5 protein-coding genes are annotated in these 4,561 nt (G+C 72.9%); 3 read left to right on the top strand and 2 right to left on the bottom strand.

Annotated elements, in window-relative coordinates; translation table 11 throughout:
* Window positions 1–596 precede the first annotated feature (596 nt).
* Both ACIRJR_RS08770 and ACIRJR_RS08765 read right to left on the bottom strand, forming a co-directional pair.
* Window positions 597–1,949: a DUF3152 domain-containing protein gene (locus tag ACIRJR_RS08770; protein WP_403775905.1), complete on the bottom strand. Its 1,353-nt coding sequence runs from the start codon at window positions 1,947–1,949 to the stop codon at window positions 597–599.
* A gap of 8 nt (window positions 1,950–1,957) precedes the next feature.
* Complete coding sequence (locus ACIRJR_RS08765; protein ID WP_403775902.1) at window positions 1,958–2,923, bottom strand: alpha/beta fold hydrolase; 966 nt, start codon at window positions 2,921–2,923, stop codon at window positions 1,958–1,960.
* A gap of 111 nt (window positions 2,924–3,034) precedes the next feature.
* Here ACIRJR_RS08765 and ACIRJR_RS08760 point away from each other — a divergent pair, with 111 nt between their 5' ends.
* The 3 genes from ACIRJR_RS08760 to ACIRJR_RS08750 all read left to right on the top strand — a co-directional run bounded on the left by ACIRJR_RS08760 (window position 3,035) and on the right by ACIRJR_RS08750 (window position 4,423).
* Window positions 3,035–3,250 carry a hypothetical protein gene (locus ACIRJR_RS08760; RefSeq protein ID WP_403775899.1) on the top strand — a complete coding sequence of 72 codons (216 nt, stop codon included), beginning with the start codon at window positions 3,035–3,037 and terminating at the stop codon, window positions 3,248–3,250.
* Between the two features lie 168 nt (window positions 3,251–3,418).
* Window positions 3,419–4,060, top strand: coding sequence for a TetR/AcrR family transcriptional regulator (locus ACIRJR_RS08755; RefSeq protein WP_403775896.1), 642 nt, complete (start codon window positions 3,419–3,421; stop codon window positions 4,058–4,060).
* Window positions 4,061–4,195: 135 nt separating this feature from the next.
* Window positions 4,196–4,423: a DUF3107 domain-containing protein gene (locus tag ACIRJR_RS08750; RefSeq protein ID WP_167526138.1), complete on the top strand. Its 228-nt coding sequence runs from the start codon at window positions 4,196–4,198 to the stop codon at window positions 4,421–4,423.
* The last annotated feature ends 138 nt before the right edge of the window (window positions 4,424–4,561 follow it).

Below are 4,561 nucleotides of genomic sequence, written 5' to 3'. Positions count from 1 at the left end.
GTTGTGTCCCGAGCCGCCCCCCACCCCCCCCTCGCCCCTGGGGGGGCGGCGGGGGTGGTGGGGGGGCTCACGGGGGCCCCACGTTCGGGGCCCCCCCGGGGGGGGGGGGGCGGGGGGCCCCCCCCCACCACCGAAAGGGGTGAACCGGCGTAACTTTCCCGCTCCAGTCGCGTTCTGTTGCGACAGGAACGGGATCGGTGACGCGGAGTCAGGCTGCGGCCAACTCCGAGCGGACGGCACGGCGATCCGCGGCACGTGCCGGATCGAGGGCGGGTACCGCCACCGGGAGCCGTCCCGCGCACGGGTCCCGCAGCGATCCGCGGACCCCGAAGGCGGCTCCTCGCTCGACGATCCGGCCCCACCGCCGCCGCACCGGGGTCCGCCGGGCCGGGCAGCCGCACGAGCACGCGGCCGGGGGTCGTCTCGCCGCTGCCGCTCACCCCACGGCGGCGAGGGTCCCGTCCGCACGGAGAGGGCGGGGGGTGAGCGGGACCCCGTCCACGGCGGTGACCCGGCCCGCGCGTGCGGCCGGCCCCGACGCCGAAGCGCGGCGAGACACCCGTCCCGTATCGCGGACGAGGCGCCTCCCCCGCCGGTCAGCTTCCGGGATGGACCCAGGGGTTGGGCCGGCACTTGATGCCGTCGATGTCCAGGGTCTTGGTCTGCTGCTGCATCACCGGCGCGAGGGCTCCCGGGGTGCGGCAGTTCACGTGGTTGTGCCCCAGCCGGTGGCCCACCTCGTGGTTGATCAGCATCTGGCGGTAGCTCAGGAGACTGTCCGGACCGAAGGTCGAGGCCCCTTGCGCCCAGCGGTAGGCGTTGATCATCACGCGGTCCGTGGCGGCCGAGTCGCAGGAGACGTTGTCCTCGGTGGTGTCCAGGCCGGACTTCGCGCACCAGACCCCGGTCGTACCGGGACTCGCGAGGGTGATCACGAAATCGGGCTCGCCGGAGGAGATCCGCTCGAAGGTCATGGCGCCGTTGTGCGCCCAGCTCCGGTCGTCGTTGAGCGTCTTCTGCACGGCTTCGGCGAACAGCCCCGAGTCGAGACCGAGCCCCTTCTCGACGTCGATCCGGTACCGGTACTCGTGCCCCTTGCCAGGTGCCTTGGCCAGCCCCGGCACCGCCTCGAAGGCGCCGGACGCCTTCAGGTCCGCCGCCAGCGGGAAGGCGGTGGCCATTTTCTGCGCGTACGACATGGGCTTGACCTCCTGCCGCTGCACCTGGGGGGTCTGCCGGTCCACCGAGCGGGAGGCGTCCTCGGAGTCCTGCCGGTCGACGCCCGAGGACGGCGGACCGTCCACCGAGCCCCCGGAGTCCCCGGCCACCTGCCCGGCCACGACGACCGCGAGCACCGTGGTCACGGCGGCGGCCGCGATCCCGGTGAAGGTGCGGCCCTTGCCCCCCTTCGGCCGTCGGCCGTCCGGATCGCCGTCGTCCGGAGCGCCGTCGTCCGGGACGCCGTCTTCGGGGACGGCGTCGGCCTCGACGGAGGTCCTGGCCGTGCCCTCGGGCGGAACCGGCCCCGCGGGGCGCGAGGGAGCGGTGTCGAACGCCTCGAGGAATTCCCTGCGCGGTCCCGGTATCAGCTCCGCACCGCCGGCCCCCGCGCCCGCCGCACGCCGCTCGGCCTCCCGCTGTGCCGCCTGCTGCCGGGCCACGGCGGCCTGGCGGGCGCGGAAGACGTCCTGACCGCCGGGGGCCGCGAGATCCCGCCGGCCGCCGTCCGGAGGCTGCGGCACGGTGCCCCAGCCGCCCCCGGGCTCACGCTGTTCGGGGTGTCCGCCCCGCACCTGCGGAGCGTCGCGGAACGGGCTGTGGCCCTCCCGCGGAGGCGGGGTGGCGGAGTCCCGCCCACGCCTGCCGGTGCCTCGTTCCGCACCGGCGCCCGTCACGGTCCCGGTGTCGCGCCGGGTGGCCTCGGGGCCCTTTCGACTGTGTCGTCCCACGCCCCGGATCAGCTCCCGCCACGTTCGTCGAGCAGTTCCCGGAAGGCCTGGGCGACCGCCTCCGGGTACTCCATCATTGCCACGTGCCCGGCGTCGGGCAGTGTCAGCAGGCGCGAGTCGCGGAAGGCCGCCGACGCCCTGCGTGCCATCCGGTACGAGACGAGCTGGTCCCGTCCGCCGTACACCAGCAGGGTCGGCGCGAGCACCCGCTCGGCCTGGCGCCACAGCCCGTGCTGACCTCCCAGCGTGTAGGCGTCCACGATGCCCCGCGCCGAGCGCGTCATGGCGTCCCAGAAGTACGGCAGTTCCAGCCGGCGCTCCATCTCGGCCACCGCGTGGCGGAAGGCTTCGTCGGAGATTCGTGCCGGATCGCCGTAACAGAGTGCCATGGCTCCACGGGTGCGCTGTTCGGCGGTCCAGTCCCGGGTGAGCCTGACGAACAGGGAAGCGACGCCCGGGAGTGCGAGCAGGGCGGTCGGCACGGCCGGCCGCTGGACCCGGATCTCGGGCAGAGCAGGGGAGATGAGCGTGAGGGTGCGCACCAGATCGGGCCGGGCGGCCGCGACCCGGGTGGCAACGGCGCCGCCCAGAGAATTACCGAAAAGGTGAACGGGCCCTCGCCGGTCCGCGTCCAGCAGCCGGATCACCGCCCGCGCGTGTCCGGTGACCGCGTAGTTGCCGTCGTCCGGCGGCGGGGAGTCCCCGAAGCCCGGGAGATCGACCGCCTCGCTGTCGAGGGTGTCCGCCAGCAGCGGCATCAGGGCCGACCAGTTCTGGGAGGAGCCGCCCAGACCGTGCACGAAGAGAGCGGGAGCCGCTCCCGCCGCCTCCGGGGGGCGCGAGCGGACGTTCAGAGTGAGGCCGGGCAGCGTGACGGAGCGCAGTTCCTCTCCCTCGGCGACCCGGACGGCACTGACCGTGGGTGCCACCGCGGCGGCGGCGGCGTGGATACCGGGCAGCTCGGTCGAAGACATGCGGCAATGTTACGAGACGATCACGCGGTGGTTCATGTGTTCGCGGTCACAGGCCGCATAGCGCACGCCAGAGGTTGCTCCTAGGCTGCAAGGAAGAGGAAGGGAGCCATCATGACGGCCGACCCGAGCGAACCGGAGACGTTCGAGGATTCCCAGCCGGACGAACCGGACCCCGAAGCCCCGGAAGCCGACAGCGCCGAACAGAGGGCCGGGGTCCGGCCGGAGCACGACGAACCGCTCACCGGCATCGACCGCGCCGCGGCGAACGAGGCGGACGCCGCCGAGCAGGCCCGTGTCGTCCCGGAGGACGAGGACGATTACCGGTAGAACGCACCCCTTCGCGGCATATACCGCGTCGTCCGCGGCTACCGCAGTCGTCCGGTCCGTGAAATTCTGCGTCCGCGCCGCGCACACCCGGGTTACTCAAAAGTACGATGGGCCCACGGCGCAGCGTGCACGGTACGACTGCGTTCGAACACGAATTTGGGAGGCGGCGTGACAGCCATCGAGCAGACAGATGCGGCGCGCCCGCGGGGCACCCGGCTGCCTCGCCGTGCCCGACGCAATCAGCTGCTGGGCGCCGCCCAGGAGGTCTTCGTCGCGCAGGGCTACCACGCGGCGGCGATGGACGACATCGCGGAACGGGCGGGCGTCAGCAAGCCCGTTCTCTACCAGCACTTCCCGGGCAAGCTGGAGCTCTACCTCGCCCTGCTCGACCAGCACTGCGAGTCGCTCCTGCAGGCGGTCCGCACGGCCCTCGCCTCGACGACGGACAACAAGCTGCGCGTCGAGGCGACGATGGACGCCTACTTCGCCTACGTGGAGGACGAGGGCGGCGCCTTCCGCCTGGTCTTCGAGTCCGACCTGACGAACGAGCCCGCGGTCCGCGAGCGGGTCGACCGGGTCTCGCTCCAGTGCGCGGAGGCCATCTCCGACGTCATCGCGGGGGACACGGGCCTGTCCAAGGACGAATCGATGCTGCTCGCGGTCGGACTCGGCGGCGTCTCCCAGGTCGTGGCGCGCTACTGGCTCTCCAGCCGTTCCGCCATTCCCCGGGACACCGCGGTGCAGCTGCTCACGTCGCTGGCCTGGCGGGGCATCGCGGGATTCCCGCTGCACGGCGTCGATCAGCACTGAGCCCCGCGGGGACGACGGCCCGTGTTCGCTGCGGGCGTTGCCGGTCGACCCGTGGTCCGTCCCTTCACCGGGCTAATGTGTGCTGCGTACGGCGCGGTTCACCGCGCAGAGACGGACCGTCGGAGGGACATAGCCGTGGAGGTCAAGATCGGGGTGCAGCACACGCCCCGCGAGATCGTTCTGGAGAGCGGGCTTTCCGCCGAAGAGGTCGAGAGCGCGGTCGGCGAGGCGCTCAACGGCAAGGCGCAGCTGCTCAGCCTCACGGACGACAAGGGCCGCAAGGTCCTGGTGCCGGCCGACCGGATCGCCTACGTGGAGATCGGCGAGCCCAGCACCCGGCGGGTGGGATTCGGCGCGCTGTAGCCCGAGCGACGCGGCAGCAGAGGTGGGGGGGGGGGGGGGCGCCCCCGCCCCCCCCCCCCCCCACCCACCCCCACCACACCACACAAAGACGCCCCCGGGGGGTTGGGAATGGGCCACCGGCGGGTTGAATATATAAAC

Source organism: Streptomyces sp. NPDC102402, from assembly GCF_044765765.1.
GTDB lineage: Bacteria > Actinomycetota > Actinomycetes > Streptomycetales > Streptomycetaceae > Streptomyces.
This window is presented reverse-complemented; position numbering and strand designations above follow the sequence as displayed.